The sequence below is a fragment of the uncultured Sphingomonas sp. genome (genome assembly GCF_913062585.1).
Taxonomy (GTDB): Bacteria; Pseudomonadota; Alphaproteobacteria; order Sphingomonadales; family Sphingomonadaceae; genus Sphingomonas.
This window is the reverse complement of the sequence record NZ_CAJXWX010000003.1, coordinates 115,113-131,847: the sequence shown is the minus strand read 5'-3', so window position 1 is coordinate 131,847 and position 16,735 is coordinate 115,113. Positions and strand designations below refer to the sequence as shown.

The 16,735-nt window shown below is 66.6% G+C and carries 17 protein-coding genes; 10 read left to right on the top strand and 7 right to left on the bottom strand.

Features of this window, described 5'->3' with window-relative positions:
• Positions 1-52 precede the first annotated feature (52 nt).
• Together QZ546_RS03900 and cutA are read left to right on the top strand one after the other, a co-directional pair.
• Positions 53-1,192 carry a penicillin-binding protein activator gene (locus tag QZ546_RS03900; RefSeq protein WP_294235242.1) on the top strand — a complete coding sequence of 380 codons (1,140 nt, stop codon included), beginning with the start codon at positions 53-55 and terminating at the stop codon, positions 1,190-1,192.
• Positions 1,189-1,509, top strand: coding sequence for a divalent-cation tolerance protein CutA (gene cutA / locus QZ546_RS03895; protein WP_294235003.1), 321 nt, complete (start codon positions 1,189-1,191; stop codon positions 1,507-1,509). The genes QZ546_RS03900 and cutA overlap by 4 nt, the downstream gene beginning before the upstream one ends.
• 303 nt (positions 1,510-1,812) lie before the next feature.
• On the opposite strand, the gene hemW is transcribed toward cutA, so the two are convergent.
• Positions 1,813-2,994 carry a radical SAM family heme chaperone HemW gene (gene hemW, locus QZ546_RS03890; RefSeq protein ID WP_294235001.1) on the bottom strand — a complete coding sequence of 394 codons (1,182 nt, stop codon included), beginning with the start codon at positions 2,992-2,994 and terminating at the stop codon, positions 1,813-1,815.
• Here hemW and QZ546_RS03885 point away from each other — a divergent pair.
• The gene (locus QZ546_RS03885; RefSeq protein WP_367113507.1) at positions 2,993-3,613 is read left to right on the top strand and encodes a CAP domain-containing protein; all 621 of its coding nucleotides are present in this window, start codon (positions 2,993-2,995) and stop codon (positions 3,611-3,613) included. The genes hemW and QZ546_RS03885 overlap by 2 nt on opposite strands.
• Positions 3,614-3,646: 33 nt before the next feature.
• Positions 3,647-4,033: a hypothetical protein gene (locus tag QZ546_RS03880; RefSeq protein ID WP_294234998.1), complete on the top strand. Its 387-nt coding sequence runs from the start codon at positions 3,647-3,649 to the stop codon at positions 4,031-4,033.
• A 131-nt stretch (positions 4,034-4,164) separates the two neighbouring features.
• Here the strand turns inward: QZ546_RS03880 and rdgB are convergent, their stop codons facing one another.
• The gene (gene rdgB / locus QZ546_RS03875; RefSeq protein WP_294234996.1) at positions 4,165-4,791 is read right to left on the bottom strand and encodes an RdgB/HAM1 family non-canonical purine NTP pyrophosphatase; all 627 of its coding nucleotides are present in this window, start codon (positions 4,789-4,791) and stop codon (positions 4,165-4,167) included.
• Entirely contained in the window at positions 4,788-5,504 is a 717-nt protein-coding gene (gene rph / locus QZ546_RS03870; protein WP_294234994.1) for a ribonuclease PH, read from the bottom strand. The genes rdgB and rph overlap by 4 nt, the downstream gene beginning before the upstream one ends.
• Positions 5,505-5,792: 288 nt before the next feature.
• On the opposite strand from rph, the gene hrcA reads away from it, so the two are divergent.
• Together hrcA and grpE are read left to right on the top strand one after the other, a co-directional pair.
• Positions 5,793-6,833, top strand: a complete 1,041-nt coding sequence (gene hrcA, locus QZ546_RS03865) for a heat-inducible transcriptional repressor HrcA (protein WP_294234991.1) — start codon at positions 5,793-5,795, stop codon at positions 6,831-6,833.
• Positions 6,834-6,845: 12 nt separating this feature from the next.
• Positions 6,846-7,391, top strand: coding sequence for a nucleotide exchange factor GrpE (gene grpE / locus QZ546_RS03860; protein WP_294235238.1), 546 nt, complete (start codon positions 6,846-6,848; stop codon positions 7,389-7,391).
• A gap of 54 nt (positions 7,392-7,445) precedes the next feature.
• Here grpE and QZ546_RS03855 read toward each other — a convergent pair whose 3' ends face one another.
• The 3 genes from QZ546_RS03855 to QZ546_RS03845 form a co-directional block, all read right to left on the bottom strand.
• Positions 7,446-8,969: a flagellin gene (locus tag QZ546_RS03855; RefSeq protein WP_294234989.1), complete on the bottom strand. Its 1,524-nt coding sequence runs from the start codon at positions 8,967-8,969 to the stop codon at positions 7,446-7,448.
• A gap of 110 nt (positions 8,970-9,079) precedes the next feature.
• Positions 9,080-9,538 carry a vgr related protein gene (locus QZ546_RS03850; RefSeq protein WP_294234987.1) on the bottom strand — a complete coding sequence of 153 codons (459 nt, stop codon included), beginning with the start codon at positions 9,536-9,538 and terminating at the stop codon, positions 9,080-9,082.
• Positions 9,535-9,975, bottom strand: coding sequence for a copper chaperone PCu(A)C (locus tag QZ546_RS03845; RefSeq protein WP_294234985.1), 441 nt, complete (start codon positions 9,973-9,975; stop codon positions 9,535-9,537). The genes QZ546_RS03850 and QZ546_RS03845 overlap by 4 nt, the downstream gene beginning before the upstream one ends.
• A 179-nt stretch (positions 9,976-10,154) precedes the next feature.
• Between QZ546_RS03845 and dnaK the strand changes: the two genes are divergently transcribed.
• The 4 genes from dnaK (at position 10,155) to QZ546_RS03825 (ending at position 15,069) form a co-directional block, all read left to right on the top strand.
• Positions 10,155-12,053 (top strand): molecular chaperone DnaK, encoded by a 1,899-nt coding sequence (dnaK, locus tag QZ546_RS03840; protein ID WP_294234983.1) that lies wholly within the window; start codon positions 10,155-10,157, stop codon positions 12,051-12,053.
• 176 nt (positions 12,054-12,229) lie between these two features.
• Positions 12,230-13,363 carry a molecular chaperone DnaJ gene (gene dnaJ / locus QZ546_RS03835; protein ID WP_294234980.1) on the top strand — a complete coding sequence of 378 codons (1,134 nt, stop codon included), beginning with the start codon at positions 12,230-12,232 and terminating at the stop codon, positions 13,361-13,363.
• Between the two features lie 88 nt (positions 13,364-13,451).
• Positions 13,452-14,462 carry a lysozyme inhibitor LprI family protein gene (locus QZ546_RS03830; protein ID WP_294234978.1) on the top strand — a complete coding sequence of 337 codons (1,011 nt, stop codon included), beginning with the start codon at positions 13,452-13,454 and terminating at the stop codon, positions 14,460-14,462.
• 97 nt (positions 14,463-14,559) lie between these two features.
• Complete coding sequence (locus QZ546_RS03825; RefSeq protein ID WP_294234975.1) at positions 14,560-15,069, top strand: thioredoxin family protein; 510 nt, start codon at positions 14,560-14,562, stop codon at positions 15,067-15,069.
• A 182-nt stretch (positions 15,070-15,251) separates the two neighbouring features.
• Here the strand turns inward: QZ546_RS03825 and purB are convergent, their stop codons facing one another.
• A complete protein-coding gene (gene purB / locus QZ546_RS03820; RefSeq protein WP_294234974.1) occupies positions 15,252-16,568 on the bottom strand; it encodes an adenylosuccinate lyase in 1,317 nt (438 codons plus the stop codon).
• Positions 16,569-16,735: the final 167 nt, after the last annotated feature.

The following is a 16,735-nucleotide window of genomic DNA, read 5'->3' as shown; positions in this document are numbered from 1 at the left end:
TTCCGGCGCTCGCGAAATTCCGGTCCGACGGCTGGGGCGCGGCCTGGCGCTGATGACGACGCTGTTGCTCGCTGCCTGTCAGACCATCGTGCCGCGCGGCCCCGTCGACCAGCCCCAGGCCCGGCCCGCCCCCTCCGGCCCGCGCCCCTCGACCGAGGTCGAACCCGGCCTGCCGCGCGACACGGCGCGTCACCGTATCGCGCTGCTGGTTCCGTTGTCGGGCAGCAATGCGGGGGTGGGCCAGTCGATCGCCAACGCCACGATGATGGCGCTGCTCGATGCGCAGGCCGATACGATCCGAATCACCAATTACGACACCACGCACGGCGCGGCGGCGGCGGCGCAGCGGGCGATCGCCGAGGGCGCGCAGCTGATCCTGGGGCCGCTGCTGTCCGAGGATGTCCGCGCCGTCGCGCCGATCGCGCGTGCCGCCCATGTGCCGGTCATCAGTTTTTCCAACGATACCGGCGTGGCGGGGAACGGCACCTATCTGATGGGCTATACGCCCGCCCAGTCGATCGACCGGGTCGTCACCTATGCGCGCGGACGCGGCGTCACGACCTTTGCCGGGCTGGTCCCCAACGGCCTGTATGGCGAGCGTGCCTCGACCGCCTTTCTGCGCTCGGTCGAGGGGGCAGGGGGGCAGGTCGTCTCGCTCCAGCCCTATGGCCGCGTCGCGGGCGGCATCGCGGCGGCGGCGCAGCGGCTGAATGCCAAGGCGCCCTATGACGCGGTCCTGATCGCTGATGGCGGCGCGGCGGCGGCGGTGGCCGCGCCGGTCATCAAGCGTGGATCGGGCGCGACGACGCGGCTGCTGGGCACCGAGCTGTGGAATTCCGAATCGGGCATCGCGTCGCGCGCGGCGCTTAACGGGGCGTGGTTCGCCAGCGTGTCGAACACGCTTTACCGCCAATATGCGACCAAATATCGCGCCCGATTCAAGGCCGCGCCCTATCGCCTGTCAAGCCTGGGGTATGACTCGGTGCTGCTGACGGTGCGCATCGCGCGCGACTGGAAGATGAATGCGCCCTTCCCGGAGGCGCGGCTGCGTGCATCGGACGGTTTTGCGGGTATCGACGGCGCGTTCCGCTTCGGCCGCGACGGCGTCGCCGAGCGCGCGCTGGAGGTGCAGGAGATCCGCGACGGCACGGCGGTGACGGTCAGCCCGGCGCCCACCGGCTTCGGGGAATGAACGACGCGGCCATCCTGGTGATGTGCGCGGCGGCGTCCCCGGACGAGGCCGCCGCGATCGCCAGGATGCTGGTCGAGCGCAGGCTGGCGGCCTGTGTCCAGACGATGCCGATCGAAAGCTGGTATCGCTGGGACGGCGCGGTTCAGCACGCGCCGGAGGTGATGCTGCACATCAAGACCCTGCGCGCTCGTTTCCCCGCGCTGTGCGACGCGATCACCGGAATGCACAGCTATGACGTGCCGGAGATCATCGCCACGCCGATCATCGAAGCCGCACCTGCCTATCTCGCCTGGCTGCGCGCGGCGGTGGGGGGCTAGAGCGGGCCCATATCTCATGATCGCTTCTTCTTGCCCTCGCCCCTGGACATGGGAGAGGGTTAGCGGAGCTTGCCAGTTCACTGGCTAGCGCAGCTTGGGTGAGGGGTCGAGCGAGCCTTCGGCTCGCGCGCGCCTTGCGCGCCCACCCCTCACCCAGCTCCGACTAGGCCTTTGCTTTCGCAAAGACCAAGTCTGCGCAACCCTCTCCCCTCTGCGAGGGGCGAGGGGAGGAAAGGCATCGCTGGATTTCGATTCGTCCGAGAGACGGACCCGCTACCCTTGGAACCGCGGACCGGAGGCCGGTCAGCCGACCTCGTCCGTCACCACCACCTCGCGCAGGATCGCATCGAGCAGCAGCGCGCCCGCCTCCGTCACGATCAGCCGGTCGCCGTCGCGCCGCACCAGGCCCTGACCGGCCAGCCGGTCGACGGCCGCGTCGTCCACCATCGTCCGCCCCTCGGCCAGCGCGGTCACGCGGGACAGGTCGACGCCCTCGTGGAGGCGCAGGCCCATCACCAGCGCCTCGGTCGCGCGGCTGACGGGGGGAAGGGTTTCCTCCAGCTCGATGCCATGGCCGTTGCGGTCGACCGCGCCCATCCAGTTTTCGGGCTTCTTGCGCCGGGCCGTCGCGACGCCCTCGCGGCGGCCATGGGCGCCAGGCCCGATCCCGGCATAATCGCCATAGCGCCAATAGGTCAGGTTGTGGCGGCTCTCGGCGCCGATCCGGGCATGGTTGGAGGTTTCGTAAGCGGGCAGGCCGGCGGCGGCGGTGATGGCCCGTGTCGTCTCGAACAGGTCGGCGGCGGCATCGCCATCGGGGATGACCAGCCGTCCGGCCGCCGCCTCGGTATGGAAGCGCGTGCCCGGCTCGATGGTCAGCTGGTACAGCGACAGATGCTCGGTGCCATAGCCGATCGCGCGTGACAGCTCGGCCTCCCATTCGGCGAGCGGCTGGCCGGGGCGGGCATAGATCAGGTCGAAGCTGACCCGGCCGAACTGTTCCTGGGCCGTCTGGAGCGCGCGCAGTGCCTCGTCGACGCCGTGCGCGCGGCCCAGGAAGCGCAGCGCCGCGTCGTCCAGCGCCTGCACGCCCAGCGACGCCCGGTTGACCCCGGCGGCGGCGAGGTCGGCGAAGCGCGCTGCCTCGACCGACGAAGGGTTCGCCTCCAGCGTGATCTCGATCCCATCGGCAAAGCCCCAATGCTGCTCGGCGGCGTTCAGCATCGCCGCGACCGTCGAAGGCGGCATCAGCGATGGCGTTCCGCCACCGAAGAAGATCGAGGTCAGCCGCCGCCCGGGCAGCGCCGCCGCCTCATGCGCCAGATCGGCGAGCATCGCCTTGGCCCAGGCTTCCTGGTCCACCGACTCGCGGACATGGCTGTTGAAGTCGCAATAGGGGCATTTGGAGACGCAGAAGGGCCAGTGGACATAGAGGGCCAGCGGCGCGGCATCGAGGGTGGGGGTCGGCGATATTGCGGAGGACATGATGTGCCCCGATATGGCGGCGATGCGCGCGCTTCGCCATCTCTTATCGTTCCCCGCCCTCGCCATGCTCATGGCGGCCTGCGGTCCCCTGGTGCCGGCACAGTCGGGCGGCGGCGAGCGGCCGCCCGCGCGCGTGGTCGACGGGCGGACCTCCGACGCGCCGTCCCCGCGCGGGGCGGGGCTGTTGCGTCAGGCGATGCTCGACGGGCACCGGGCGGCCCGCGCGGCGGTTGGCCTGCCGCCGCTTCGTTGGGACGATGGCCTGGCGGCGAGCGCGCTCGCCTATGCGCAGGAGATGGCGCGGACCGGGCGCTTCCAACATGCGGAGCAGCCCCAGGGGCCGACCCGGCAGGGCGAGAATCTGTGGACCGGCACGCGCGGTGCCTATCGTTACGACGAGATGATGGGGCATTGGGTCGCCGAACAGCGCGACTTCGTGAATGTCCCGGTGCCGCAGTCGAGCCGGACCGGCCAGTTCGGCGACGTCGCCCATTATACCCAGATCGTCTGGGCACGATCCACGGCGGTCGGATGCGCGATGGCGAGCAACAAGAGCGACGACTTCCTCGTTTGCCGCTATAGCCCGACGGGCAACGTCTTTGGCGAGCGGGCTTTCTGACTCGGTCCAGGCGGACGATAAGGTGTGACTCCGATGGCCAATCCCTATGATCCCATGGCGTGGCTCGCCTTCTGGACGGCACCGGCGCGATTCGCGGTGATGGCGGGCGAGGCGATGATGAGCGCGCAGAGCGTGATCGCGACCCGGATGGGCGCGATGGCGACGGGTACGTCGTCGGTCGCCGAAATGACTTTGATGGTCAGCGAGAAGGTGAAGGCGTTCGACCAGTCGGCCAAGGTCTGGAACCGCGACCAGGCGGCGCTGTCGCGCCTGTCGCGCCACGACCCGCGCGGTGGCGTGTTCGACGCGTGGGAAGCAATGGCGCGCGCCATGCTGATCGGCGCGTCGATGCCGGTCCAGGCGATGACGCCGGTGCACCGGGTGGTCACGGCCAACCAGAAGCGGCTGGCCAAGGGGTAACACATTTCCTCCCCTGCAAGGAGAGGTGGCGGGCGAAGCCCTGACGGAGGGGTGTCGCGCTATCGAGAGGGCGACACCCCTCCACCATGCTTCGCATGGCCCCCCTCCCCTTGCAGGGGAGGAGTTTGCGGTCAGAACACCGCCTTCACCAGCTGGCCGAAGGCATCGGCGCGGTGGCTGATGCGGTTCTTTTCGTCCTGGTCCATCTCGGCGAAGGTTTCGCTATAGCCGATCGGCTGGAAGATCGGGTCGTACCCATGGCCCTTGTCCCCGCGCGGCGGCCAGACGATGGTGCCGTCGACGCGCCCCTCGAACCATTCGACATGCCCGTCGGGCCAGCCGACCGCCAGCGCGCAGACGAAATGCGCGGCGCGGCTCATGTCCGGTTCCTCGTTCAGCCGATCCTCGACCGCGCGCATCGCCATGGCGAAGTCCTTCTCCCGCCCCGCCCAGCGCGCCGAGAACAGCCCCGGATCGCCGCCCAGCGCCTCGACGCACAAGCCGCTGTCATCCGACAGGGCAGGGAGCCCCGACAGGTCGGCGGCGGCCAGCGCCTTCAACTCGGCATTGGCGACGAAGGTCGTGCCGGTTTCCTCGGGCTCGGGCAGGTCGAGATCGCCCGCCGCGATCACCTCCATGCCGTATGGCGCGAGCAGTTCGCGAAATTCGACGATCTTGCCCTTGTTGTGGCTGGCCAGCACCAGCTTGCCGGGCGTCAGCTTGCGGATCGCCTGGCGGCCATTGCCTTCGCCGCTCATGCGCGGATCGCCTGTTCCTGCGCCGCGAAGATCTCGGTGCAGCCCATGCGCGCCAGGCGGAGCAGGCGCAGCAGCGCCTCTTCGTCATAGGTGGCGTGCTCGGCGGTCGCCTGGACCTCGGCGATATGGCCGTTCTCGATCAGCACGAAATTCGCATCGGCATCGGCGTTCGAGTCCTCGATATAGTCGAGGTCGAGGACCGGCGTGCCCTGATGGATGCCGCACGACACGGCGGCGACCTTGTTGCGGATCGGGTCGCTGGTCAGCTTGCCCTCGGCCATCAGCGTGTTGACCGCCATGCGTAGCGCGACCCATGCGCCCGAAATGGCGGCGGTGCGGGTGCCGCCATCGGCCTGGATCACGTCGCAGTCGATGGTGATCTGCCGCTCGCCCAGCGCCTTCAGGTCGCAGACGGCGCGCAGGGAGCGGCCGATCAGCCGCTGGATTTCCTGGGTACGGCCCGACTGCTTGCCTTTGGCCGCCTCGCGGCTGCCGCGCGTATGGGTGGCGCGGGGGAGCATGCCGTACTCGGCCGTGACCCAGCCTTCGCCCTTGCCGCGCAGGAAGGGGGGCACGCGCTCTTCGACGCTGGCGGTGACGAGCACCTTGGTATCGCCGAACCCGATCAGCACCGAACCTTCGGCGTGGCGGGTGAAATTCGGCTCGATCGTGATGGGACGCATCTGGTCGGGCATCCGGCCGGACGGGCGCATAGTCTTCTCCTTGTTCCTTGGCGCCAGCCCTAACCGGCCCCCGCGCGATGCGCCAGAGACGAAGGTGGCGATCGGAAAACACTCCCTTCTTCTCTCTGCGTCCTCTGCGCCTCCGCGCGACAAAATGGTTCACGCGAAGCCGCGAAGCCGCGAAGATTTCCAGTCCCCTCTTCGCGGCTTCGCGTGAACAATCTCTTTTCTGCGCGCAGAGGCGCAGAGATCGCAGAGAAGAAGGAGGGTCTTCCGATCGCGGTTGAGTAGCGTGTGGCGGGTGCCTACATTTGGCACATGGTCACCCCACCCATCACCGAGCTTACCGACCGGGCGCGCGATATCTTTCGCGTCGTGGTCGACAGCTATCTCACCAGCGGCCAGCCGGTGGGGTCGAAGACCATCGCGCTGTCGGGGATCAACCTGTCGCCCGCTTCGATCCGCAACGTGCTTCAGGAGCTGGAGGAGCGGGGCCTGCTCGCCGCGCCGCATACCAGTGCGGGGCGGATGCCGACCGATATGGGGCTGCGGCTGTTCGTCGACGGCATGATGCACGCGATGGAGCCCAGTATCGAGGAGCGCGCCGCGATCGAGGCGCGCGCCGCGCGCTCCGGCCCGGTCGAGGAGGCGCTGGCGGCGACGACGGCGGTGCTGTCGGGACTGTCGGCCTGTGCCGGGCTGGTGATGGTGCCCAAGCGCGAGATGAAGCTGCGCTCGATCGGTTTCGTGCCGCTCTCGCCGACCCAGGCGCTGGCCGTGCTGGTGGCGGAGGATGGCGCGGTCGAGAACCGGGTACTGGAGCTGCCGCCGGGCATGACGGCGTCCGCGCTGATCGAGGCGGGCAATTATCTGTCCGCGACGCTGGCCGGGCTGACGCTGGGTCAGGCGCGCGAGCGGCTGGAGCGCGAGCTGGCGGCCGGGCGCGCGGCGCTGGACGGCGCGGCGCGGGCGCTGGTCGAACAGGGGCTGGCGGTGTGGAGCGAGGACGGCAATCGCCGCCCGATCCTGATCGTGCGCGGGCAGGGGCGTCTGATCGACGCCGCCGCCGCCGCCGATCTGGAACGGGTCCGCGACCTTCTCGACGATCTGGAGGGCAAGCAGGAGATCGCGCACCTGCTCGATTCGGCGCGCGCCGGGGATTCGACCCGCATCTTCATCGGCGCGGAGAATAAATTGTTCGCGCTTTCGGGGTCTTCGGTGATCGCCCGGCCGTTTCGCGGCCTCGACGGCCAAGTGGTCGGTGTGGTCGGTGTAATTGGGCCCACGCGGTTGAACTATGCCCGCGTCGTGCCCATGGTGGATTTCACGGCGGCAACGCTTGCCCGGATGATGGGCTGAACAGGGATTATGATGAGCGAAAATACGATCAACGAGACCCAGAACGACCTGCGCGGGGAAACGGCCGAGGCCGCGCCCGAAGTTGCGGTGCAGGACCGCGTTTCCGAGCTGGAGAACCAGCTGGCCGAGGCCAAGCAGCAATATCTCTATGCCCAGGCCGAGAACCAGAATGTCCGTCGCCGCGCCGAAAAGGAAGCGGCCGACGCGCGCAACTATGCCGCGACCGCTTTCGCGCGCGACGTCCTGTCGGTCGCCGACAATCTTCAGCGCGCGCTTCAGGCGATCCCGGCCGAACTGCGCACCGACGACAAGTGGAAGGGGCTGGTGACCGGCCTGGATGCCACCGGCCGCGAGCTGGATAGCGTGTTGGGCCGTCACGGCATCACCAAGATCGAGGCGATGGGCCAGGCGCTCGACCCCAACAAGCATCAGGCGATGATCGAAATGCCCTCCGACCAGGAGCCGGGCACGATCGTGCAGGAGATGCAGTCGGGCTATATGATCAAGGACCGGCTGCTGCGCCCCGCGCTGGTCGCGGTGGCCAAGAAGCCCGATTGATCGGTCTTTTGCCAATTTATGCGAAAAGGGGCGGTCCGATAGGGCCGCCCTTTTTTATTGGCCGAGCAGCTTCAATATGTCCTTCTGGCTCTGCTGCGCCTGCGCCAGCATCGCGATCGAGGCCTGGGACAGGATCTGCTCGCGCGCCAGATTGACGCTTTCCTGCGAGAAGTCGGTGTCGGTGATCCGCGAGCGCGCCTCCGACAAATTGGTCGTCGTGCTGGTCAGGTCGTTCGCGGCGGATTGCAGGCGGTTGGCGCTGCTGCCCAGGGAGCCGCGCACGTCGCTGATCTTGGTCAGCATCGCGTCGATCCGGCTGAGCGTATTATCGATGCGATAGGTGTTGGTGACGTCGAGTTCCTCGTTCAGCTCGAAATGCCGCCGCTCGGCATATTCGCTGGGGCTCATATGCGTCATATAGCCGCCCTTGGCCGGGTCGTACCACTGCGCGCCGCCCATGTTCTGGACGGAGGTGCCGACATCCTCCAGCGTGATATAGCGTCCGTTGAACGTGCCGGAGGCCATATAGTCCTCCATCGTGACGACATGTGATTTGGGCGGGATGACGGCGGCTTCGAATGTCAGATAGCGCTGGTCGCGCGGGTCGATCCGGTTGGCGTCATACCATTGGTCGCCCATATTCTGCGTGACGGTCGTGCCGATATCGTCGCGCGTGATCGGGCGTCCGGCGATGCTGCCCTTGGCGATATAGTCCTCGACGGTGACGAGGTGGGTCTGGGGCGAGGCGGTGGTCGTGGCGGGACCGAGCAGGCCGTCATATTGGCGCGGACCGCCATCCGGGTCGTGCCACTGGTCACCCGGCTGCTGCGTCACGATCGTGCCGATATCGTCGCGGCCGATCTCGCGCCCCGCGATCTTTCCCTTGGCCATATAGTCGTCGAAGGTGACGAGATGGGTCGCCGTGCCCGCCTGCGTCGCGGGTGGCGTCAGGAAGATGGTGATCTCATAGCCGGAACCCGCCGCGCGCGACGCGTGCAGCAGTGGATAGTCCCAGGTCTTGGCGCTTTTGTCGCGGTCGAACTCGGTCGAGATCGCGTCGGTACGCACGGCCACGAAGTCGGTGGTGCCGGGGCCGGTCTGCACGTTCATCTGGATCGCGTCGTCGATCGGCTGGTCGTTGGCGTCGAAGGTCGGCGCCTCGGTGCGGAAGAGGTTGAGGCCGTTATAGGCGGCCTTTTTCAGCGTATTGTCGATCTGCGTCGCCAGCGCCGCGACCTCGACCTGGATCGCCTTGCGGTCCTTGTCGCTATAGGTGTCGGACCGCCCCTGGATCGCCAGTTCGCGCAGGCGCTGCAGGACGTTGCTCGTCTCGTTCAGGATGCCGTCGGCGGTCTGGACCATCGAGATGCCGTCCATCGCGTTGCGGATGCCCTGCGTCATGCCGCGGATCTGGGACGTCATCGAGTTGCTGATCGCGAGCCCCGCCGCATCGTCCTTGGCCGAGCTGATCTTCTGGCCCGAGGACATCTTGATCATCGACTCGCCGATGGCGGCGCTGGCGCGGTTGTTTGCGGCCAGCGCGCGCAGGGCGGCACCATTGGTGTTGATGACCGTCATCGCTGTTTTCCATTCCCTGTCGCACGCGTCCCGCGCGTGAGGGATGGTGATGACGGCGTTAACCAAGCCGCGGCAATCCGGGCAAATTCCGGCCGGGTTTTTCCCGGATATCAGGGCCCCGGAAAAGGAATCAGACTGTCATATTGCGCTTTCGGCGGCGCCCCCGCCACCCGCGCGCCATGCGCGAGCAGAAAGGCATGGCGGACGATCTCCGCCTGCTGCTCCAGGCCGTAACGGGCAAAGGCCTGGCCCGGCTTCAGCGCATAGGTGTAGCGGCAGAAGGGATGGCGCTTCAGCGGCAGGAAGATGCCCTGCTGATGCTGCCAGATATGGACCATCTCGTGCACGAATAGCCCCTGTTCGTGTAGGGGACAGGTGCCGAAATCCTCGCGCCACAGCCCGCCCTTGGGATGGAAATGGATACATCCCGTCGGTGCCATCACCGTATCGCGCGGCTGGAAGAACGCCCATTTGGTCGGCGACAGCCGCACCTTCGCATAGTCGATCGCATCCCCGAAGACGCCGCGCGCCAGCGCTTCCTCGGCCGGGGTGAGGGGGCGCTTCGTCACGAGCCGGTGGGGGCCGGATCGCCCGCCGCGATCACCCGCGCACCCTGGCGCAGGCGCGTGCCGTCGGAAAAGGTGAGCAGCAGCGACAGGATGCGTCCCGGCTTCACGCCCGGATTCATGTGGTAGAGCATGACGTGCCGCCCGCCCGGCCGGAAGGCGACGGTGGCGCCCGCCGGAATGGGGACGGCGTCGACCTTCTTCATCGCCATGCCGCCCTCATGCATCTCGGTGCCGATCGCCACATCGCTGCTGACGTCGATCAGGGTCATCGGCTTCGGGCCGCCCCGGATGGTGAAATAGGCCGCGGCCGGGCGTCCCGGCACGGCGGCGAGGCGGACCCAGCCGTCCGAACTCTCCAGCGTCGGCTTGCCGCTGCATCCCGTCAGCAGGGCCGCGCCCGACACGGCGCAAAGCCCCCAAAAAAACGCAGCCCGCATGGCAAACCCTCCCGTTTCGGCAAATCCTGAGGCGACCCTAGGTTCCATCCAATCTTGCGGCAACAAATCGCCCACCTATATCCGGCTTCGTGAACGGGGTTTTCGGTTGCCGCTTTCGGGACCGACGGACCCCGGCATCTGACTTCCAGACTATGTTCTTGAGGGGCATTTAGAGACTTATGGCAAAAGTGATCGGCATCGACCTCGGCACCACCAACAGCTGCGTCGCTGTCATGGAGGGCGGCAAGCCCAAGGTCATCGAAAACGCGGAAGGCGCGCGCACCACGCCGTCGATCGTCGCCTTCGCCAAGGATGGCGAGCGCCTGATCGGCCAGCCCGCCAAGCGCCAGGCGGTGACCAACCCCGACAACACGATCTTCGCGGTGAAGCGCCTGATCGGTCGCCGCTTCGACGACCCCGTCACCAAGAAGGACACCGAGCTGGTCCCGTACGCGATCGCGCGCGGTCCGAACGGCGACGCATGGGTCCATGCGGGCGGCAAGGATTACAGCCCGTCGCAGATTTCGGCCTTCACGCTCCAGAAGATGAAGGAAACCGCCGAATCGTATCTCGGCGAGACGGTGACCCAGGCGGTCATCACCGTGCCTGCGTACTTCAACGACGCGCAGCGTCAGGCAACCAAGGACGCCGGCCAGATCGCAGGCCTCGAAGTGCTGCGCATCATCAACGAGCCGACCGCGGCGGCGCTGGCCTATGGCCTGGAGAAGCAGGACGGCAAGACGATCGCGGTCTATGACCTTGGCGGCGGCACGTTCGACATCTCGATCCTCGAGATCGGCGACGGCGTGTTCGAGGTGAAGGCGACCAACGGCGACACCTTCCTGGGCGGCGAAGACTTCGACAACAAGATCGTCGACTTCCTGGCCTCGGGCTTCCAGAAGGACGAGGGCATCGACCTCACCAAGGACAAGCTGGCGCTCCAGCGTCTGAAGGAAGCGGCCGAGAAGGCGAAGATCGAGCTGTCTTCGGCCCAGTCGACCGAGGTCAACCTGCCCTTCATCACCGCCGACCAGAACGGCCCGAAGCACCTGGTCAAGTCGATCACTCGCGCCGACCTGGAGCGTCTGGTCGAGGACCTGATCCAGCGCACGCTGGAGCCCTGCAAGAAGGCGCTGGCCGATGCGGGCATGAAGGCGGACGAGATCGCCGACGTGGTGCTGGTGGGCGGCATGACCCGTATGCCGCGCGTCCGTGAAGTCGTGAAGAACTTCTTCGGCAAGGACCCGCACACCGGCGTGAACCCGGACGAAGTCGTCGCCATGGGTGCGGCGATCCAGGCCGGCGTGCTGCAGGGCGACGTCAAGGACGTGCTGCTGCTCGACGTGACCCCGCTGTCGCTGGGTATCGAGACGCTGGGCGGCATCATGACCAAGATGATCGACCGCAACACGACGATCCCGACCAAGAAGAGCCAAGTCTATTCGACCGCCGACGACAACCAGAATGCGGTGACGATCCGGGTCTTCCAGGGCGAGCGAGAGATGGCGCAGGACAACAAGCTGCTGGGTCAGTTCGACCTGGTCGGCATCCCGCCGGCGCCGCGCGGCGTTCCGCAGATCGAGGTCACGTTCGACATCGACGCCAACGGCATCGTCAACGTCTCGGCCAAGGACAAGGGCACCGGCAAGGAGCAGCAGATCCGCATCCAGGCGTCGGGCGGTCTGTCGGACAACGACATCGACCAGATGGTCCGTGACGCGGAGAAGTTCGCGGAAGAGGACAAGAAGCGTCGTGCCGAGGCCGAGGCCAAGAACAACGCCGAGTCGCTCATCCACACCACCGAGCGTCAGCTGGCTGACAATGGCGACAAGGTCGACGCGTCGCTGAAGTCGGAGATCGAGGCGGCGATCGCCGAGACCAAGACGGCGGTCGAGGGTGGCAACCCCGACACGATGAACGAGAAGGCGCAGGCCCTCGCTCAGGTCGCGATGAAGCTGGGCCAGGCCATCTACGAGAAGCAGCAGCAGGCGGAAGCCTCGCCCGCTGCCGACGCAGGTGCGGCCAAGCAGGACGATGTGGTCGACGCCGAATTTTCGGAAGTCGACGACACCAAGTAAGGCGCATGCGCCCGGCCTGCCTTCGGGTGGGCCGGGCCATGGCTTTTGCATTTGAATACCGCCCCGGTTGATGAAAGCCGGGGCCCATGACGAAGCGCTTCGCGGTGTCGCTCCGTCCGGCCTGATGGCGCGGTCGGCCAGCGAAGCGCGCACGGGCGGACGGGGCGAGACCGGGCATGAGCACGACGATTGACTATTATGAACTGCTCGAATGCGAGCGCACGGCGGACGATGCGACGATCAAGTCGCGCTACCGCAAGCTGGCCATGCAATACCATCCGGACCGCAATGCGGGCTGCAAGGACTCCGAGGCCAAGTTCAAGGCGATCAGCGAGGCTTATGACTGCCTGAAGGACCCCCAGAAGCGCGCGGCCTATGATCGCTATGGCCATGCCGCCTTCCAGCAGGGCATGGGCGGGGCCGGCGGCGGCCACGGCGCACAGGATTTCGGCGCCTTTTCTGACATTTTCGAAAGCGTCTTCGGCGAATTCATGGGCGGCGGACGCGGCGGCGGGCGGCAATCGCCCCGGCGCGGCGCGGACCTCCGCTACGACATGGAAATCTCGCTCGAAGAGGCGTTCCACGGCAAGCAGACCGAGATCACCGTCGATGTCTCGGCGGCGTGCGATACCTGCGACGGCACCGGCGCCAAGGCCGGGACCAGCGCCAAGACCTGCCAGCATTGCGGCGGCCATGGCAAGGTCCGCGCGCAGCAGGGCTTTTTCGTGGTCGAGCGGACCTGCCCGGTCTGCCAGGGCGCAGGGCAGATCATCGCCGATCCGTGCCCCGACTGCCGCGGCGAGGGCCGGGTCGAGAAGACTAAGACGCTGGCCGTGAACATCCCGGCGGGTGTCGACGAGGGCACCCGCATCCGCCTGACCGGTGAGGGCGAGGCGGGTGCGCGCGGCGCGCCGGCGGGCGACCTCTACATCTTCCTTCACGTCAAGCGCCACGCCATTTTCGAGCGCGAGGGGACCACCCTCTTCGCGCGCGCGCCGATCAGCTTCACGACGGCGGCGCTGGGCGGATCGCTGTCGATTCCCGGCCTCGACGGGCGCACCCACGAGATCAAGATCCCGGCGGGCATCCAGTCGGGCAAGCAACTCCGCCAGCGCGGGGCAGGCATGCCGGTCCTGCAGGGACGCGGCACCGGCGACCTGGTCATCCAGATAGAGGTCGAGACGCCGACCCGCCTGTCGACCCGCCAGCGCGAACTGCTCGAACTCTTCCGCGAGACCGAGACCGGCGACGAATGCCCGGAGAGCCAGGGCTTCTTCGCCAAGTTGAAGAGTGTGTTCGCGGGGGAGTGACGCTGGTCGAAGGCGCTTGAGGCGGGCCGTGAAAGCCATTTGGTAGGGCGGCCATTGCCGATTAAAATGAGGTCATCGGGGGGTGATCATGATCGTAGCATTGGCTTTGGCGCTGGGGGCGGATGTGCCGCTGGTTTACTCTCAGCCCGGTTTTGATTGTGCCAAGGCCGCCACGCCGATTGAACGCACGATTTGCGCCAATCCCAACGCAGCCGTTGCTGATGGCCGGATGGCGGCGCAATACGGCCACGCCTGGCATGCACTGTCGCTCGAGGGGCGACAGGCTCTGCTGGCCAATCAGCGGCATTTCCTCCGCTGGCTTTCGATCACCTGCGATCCGCGCAATCGCTATTTCGAGCGTAGGCTCACGCGGGACACCTGCCTGATCGAGAAGCTCGACGATCGTACCCGTGAACTGAAGGACTCGGTGACGATCGCGGCCGGTCATGTCTTCCTGACATTGACGAGCCTGATGGAAACGCCGGTGCCGCCGGATCCCGACGAACATAATCTGCCGCCGCTCCGTAACGTTTCGATGACACTCGTCCAGATCGATCGACCGCATTCGGCGGCGGAGCGCCGCTGGAACATGGCCATGCGGACCTGGCTTCAGGACGGGCTGCGTCTGTTGGAAGGCGATGACGGCCCAAACGATGAACAGGCGAGTCAGGTCGACGTGGGCATCAAGATCACGGCTGCCTCCAGCGCCATCATATCCGCCTCGCTGGGAGCTTCAGGCTATTATGGCGGCCCGCATCCTGTCAGCTACAGCCGAGCGATGATATGGGCTCTCCCTCTTGGCAGAGCACTGAATGATCGGGATGTTTTACGGAACGTGCATGATCCGGCGGTCGATCGGCTGCTGAGCAGTTTCTACAATGCCAATTATAGCGGCGGTCCAGAGGGTTGTGATCGTCCCAAGGCGGTTGGTCGGGTGCCTACCCTGACGCCGAAAGCCGTGACCTATACCTACGACCCCTATGAACTGGGCGGCTATCCTTGTGGTGGTGGCAGTGAGATACCCCGGTCACGGATCGAACGATCCCTGAAACCTCTCGTTCGCGCGGCGCACCTGGAAGTTCCCAAGCCGCTCTCGTGACCCGTTTGTCGAGCGCTTGCCCCACTCACGCGCTCATTTATGGATTGCGTCCGGCTGTTTACCGTCGTGAAATGGGAGCGTTCCAGGGAGTATCTTCATGCGCCACTCTTTCATGCTTCTTTCGATCTTGTCTCCAGTCATTCTGACCGCCGCCGCCCCCGTTTCGGCGCCGCGCGTCGGCATCGCCAGTTTCGAGGCGCTGCCCAAGCCGCTGCCGCTGCCCTATCATGCAAGTGACGCGAAAGCGGAGATCGCTGCCGCTCGCGCACGCTCGGTCAAGGCGCACAAGCGGCTGCTGATCGATCTGGGCGGCAATTGGTGCCTCGACTGCCGCTTGCTGGCGGGCACGATGGAATTGCCGCAGTTGCGGCCCTTCGTCGCGAAGCATTTCGAGGTGGTGACGGTCGATGTCGGTCGGTTCGACCAGAATATGGATATCCCGGCGTCCTACGGGATCAAGGGGCGGTTGCAGGGCGTGCCCGCCGTGCTGATCGTCGATCCGAAGACCAACCGGCTGGTCAATGCAGGGCGCGAGACGGCGCTGGCCGATGCGCGGTCGATGACGCCGCAGGCGCTGGCGGACTGGTTGGCGGGTTGGGTGGGGTAAGGCCCATCGGCCGGTCGCTCGAATAACAAGCGGTGTTCCCTCCCCCAGCCCCTCCCGCCTGCGGGAGGGGAGTTATTTGGGGAAGCGGTTGCCCACGCCCTCTCCCCTCCCGAAGGCGGGAGGGGCTGGGGGAGGGGAGTACGGTTCGGCAAAACATGCCGCCGCCGGAACTCCCCCCAACATCACGCTTCCCCGAACACCCGCGCGAAAATCGCGTCGACATTCTTGTAGTGATAATCGAGGTCGAACCGCGCCTCGATCTCCTCCGGCGACAGCGCCGCGGTCACGTCCGCATCCGCCTTGAGCAGCTCCATCAGCGACAATTCGCCGTCCGACTCCCACACCTTCATCGCGTTGCGCTGGACCAGGCGATAGCTGTCCTCGCGGCTCACGCCCGCCTGGGTCAGCGCCAGCAGCACCCGCTGCGAATGGACGAGGCCGCCCATCTTGTTGAGGTTCTTCTCCATCCGCGCCGGATAGACGACCAGCTTGTCGATCACGCCGGTCAGGCGGGCCAGCGCGAAGTCGAGGGTGATGGTCGCGTCGGGGCCGATATAGCGCTCGACCGAGGAGTGGCTGATGTCGCGCTCATGCCACAGCGCAACATTCTCCAGCGCAGGCGTCACGTAACCGCGCACCATGCGGGCGAGGCCGGTCAGGTTTTCGGTCAGCACCGGGTTGCGCTTGTGCGGCATCGCCGACGAACCCTTCTGGCCGGGCGAGAAATATTCCTCGGCCTCTAGAACCTCGGTGCGCTGCAGGTGGCGGACCTCGGTCGCCAGCCGCTCGATCGAGCTGGCGATGACGCCCAGCGTGGCGAAGAACATCGCATGGCGGTCGCGCGGGATGACCTGGGTCGAGACGGGCTCGACGGTCAGGCCCATCTTCTCGGCGACATGGGCTTCGACGCGCGGGTCGATGTTCGCGAAGGTGCCGACCGCGCCCGAGATCGCGCAGGTGGCGATGTCGGCGCGTGCCGCGACCAGGCGGGCGCGGTTGCGGTCGAACTCGGCATAGGCTTGCGCCAGCTTCAGGCCGAAGGTGACCGGCTCGGCATGGATGCCATGGCTGCGGCCGATGGTCGGAGTCAGCTTATGCTCGTACGCACGGCGCTTGATGACGGCGAGCAGCGCGTCGAGATCCTCGATCAGGATGTCCGAGGCGCGCGCCAGCTGCACCGCCAGGCAGGTGTCGAGCACGTCGGACGAGGTCATGCCCTGGTGCAGGAAGCGCGCTTCCGGCCCGGTCCGCTCGGCGACATGGGTCAGGAAGGCGATGACGTCGTGCTTGGTCTCCGCCTCGATCGAATCGATGCGGTCGATGTCGAAATCGCCCGCCGCCTTGTCGGCTTCCCAGATACGCGCGGCGGCTTCCTTCGGCACGACGCCCAGCTCGGCCAATGCATCGGTGGCGTGCGCTTCGATCTCGAACCAGATGCGGAAACGGGTCTGCGGATCCCAGATCCGGGTCATGGGGGCTCGGGAATAGCGCGGAATCATGGGGCACCTCTGGTCGTGGAATCGGCACGGGCGACCGTGCATCCCCTCTTGGAATCACGGTGTGCCGTGCCGTTAGCAGGGACGAGCCGAGCCTTCAAATCCGAAGATGCAATACCCATATGGCATAATGTTGAACGGAATCGTATCACTAACGTTGTGGATGCGTG

Coding starts and splice junctions, on each gene's coding strand:
- QZ546_RS03880 (WP_294234998.1), top strand. CDS start 3,647: ATGGCCAATCCCTATGATCCCATGGCGTGGCTCGCCTTCTGGACGGCA.
- hrcA (WP_294234991.1), top strand. CDS start 5,793: ATGGTCACCCCACCCATCACCGAGCTTACCGACCGGGCGCGCGATATC.
- QZ546_RS03885 (WP_367113507.1), top strand. CDS start 2,993: ATGATGTGCCCCGATATGGCGGCGATGCGCGCGCTTCGCCATCTCTTA.
- rph (WP_294234994.1), bottom strand. CDS start 5,504: ATGCGCCCGTCCGGCCGGATGCCCGACCAGATGCGTCCCATCACGATC.
- purB (WP_294234974.1), bottom strand. CDS start 16,568: ATGATTCCGCGCTATTCCCGAGCCCCCATGACCCGGATCTGGGATCCG.
- rdgB (WP_294234996.1), bottom strand. CDS start 4,791: ATGAGCGGCGAAGGCAATGGCCGCCAGGCGATCCGCAAGCTGACGCCC.
- cutA (WP_294235003.1), top strand. CDS start 1,189: ATGAACGACGCGGCCATCCTGGTGATGTGCGCGGCGGCGTCCCCGGAC.
- QZ546_RS03900 (WP_294235242.1), top strand. CDS start 53: ATGACGACGCTGTTGCTCGCTGCCTGTCAGACCATCGTGCCGCGCGGC.
- QZ546_RS03845 (WP_294234985.1), bottom strand. CDS start 9,975: ATGCGGGCTGCGTTTTTTTGGGGGCTTTGCGCCGTGTCGGGCGCGGCC.
- QZ546_RS03830 (WP_294234978.1), top strand. CDS start 13,452: ATGATCGTAGCATTGGCTTTGGCGCTGGGGGCGGATGTGCCGCTGGTT.
- grpE (WP_294235238.1), top strand. CDS start 6,846: ATGAGCGAAAATACGATCAACGAGACCCAGAACGACCTGCGCGGGGAA.
- QZ546_RS03855 (WP_294234989.1), bottom strand. CDS start 8,969: ATGACGGTCATCAACACCAATGGTGCCGCCCTGCGCGCGCTGGCCGCA.
- QZ546_RS03825 (WP_294234975.1), top strand. CDS start 14,560: ATGCGCCACTCTTTCATGCTTCTTTCGATCTTGTCTCCAGTCATTCTG.
- hemW (WP_294235001.1), bottom strand. CDS start 2,994: ATGTCCTCCGCAATATCGCCGACCCCCACCCTCGATGCCGCGCCGCTG.
- dnaJ (WP_294234980.1), top strand. CDS start 12,230: ATGAGCACGACGATTGACTATTATGAACTGCTCGAATGCGAGCGCACG.
- dnaK (WP_294234983.1), top strand. CDS start 10,155: ATGGCAAAAGTGATCGGCATCGACCTCGGCACCACCAACAGCTGCGTC.